Origin of the sequence: Helicobacter labetoulli, from assembly GCF_003670275.1 — a bacterium.
GTDB classification, from domain to species: domain Bacteria; phylum Campylobacterota; class Campylobacteria; order Campylobacterales; family Helicobacteraceae; genus Helicobacter_C; species Helicobacter_C labetoulli.
The window spans coordinates 1-801 of sequence record NZ_QXJF01000038.1; the positions used below are offsets into that span (position 1 = coordinate 1).

Here is an 801-nt window from a genome sequence, read left to right on the forward strand (position 1 = left end):
TTCTCCACTCTCAATTAAATCCGCCCATTTCTCTTTGGAAATATCGGGGTAAGTCACAGGTGAAAAGCGTAAATCATCATTCGGATTCCTCAATCTCTCAATTACCTTTTCCTTACACGCCTTATCCCAAGCCTTCCAATAGCATTCTTCTCCATACGCTCTAAGCTCTGGGTCATTATCATAATCTGCTTGACACTTTCCGGGTGTCTCTATAATATCTTGAGGGTTTTGAAAACTCTGTCCTAATAAATAACCTAATGTAAAACTACCAAATCCCATAATAAACTCCTTTTAGTTTTTATTTATATGAGTGGATTATAGCAGAATCCTAAAACCCTTTTCAAATAAGCTTTAAGATGTCTTACTCTTATCCACAAACAACTCTGCTTTTGCAATATCAATTAAGAATGAGTAACAGCTCTTTGCTGATATTGCTTTAAAAACTCTGCAAAGATTTCCTTGTGTGTATTATCTCTTTCAGTAATCATCTTGGCAAGTCTATCTTTTGCTTGAATCTCCATACCTTCATAAATCATAAAAGGGAGAGAGCCAAACTGATATGAGCCTTCTTTGACTTGTTTGTGTTGCTTTTGTATATCTTGCTGATATATGATATTAAAACAAGAGGTAGCCTTACCTACCATTTCTCTAATAGCTAGTTTTTCAGCTTCTGTAAGATCTCTATGTTTTCTTACATAGGTGTCACGAGTTTGATAATAGCCATAGATATAAGAGCCTATAACTAATCCAAAGACTGCTATTGCAAAAAATACTATCCACATATTTGGTTACTCCTTTGTT

At 34.8% G+C, this 801-nt stretch carries 1 protein-coding gene and 1 pseudogene; both read right to left on the reverse strand.

Features of this window, described 5'->3' with window-relative positions; translation table 11 throughout:
• Positions 1–279 (reverse strand): annotated as a pseudogene (locus EBF12_RS10960) (hypothetical protein); the annotation flags it as partial.
• 122 nt (positions 280–401) lie between these two features.
• Entirely contained in the window at positions 402–782 is a 381-nt protein-coding gene (locus tag EBF12_RS10965) for a hypothetical protein (protein ID WP_121727673.1), read from the reverse strand.
• Positions 783–801 lie beyond the last annotated feature (19 nt).

Coding starts and splice junctions, on each gene's coding strand:
- EBF12_RS10965 (WP_121727673.1), bottom strand. CDS start 782: ATGTGGATAGTATTTTTTGCAATAGCAGTCTTTGGATTAGTTATAGGC.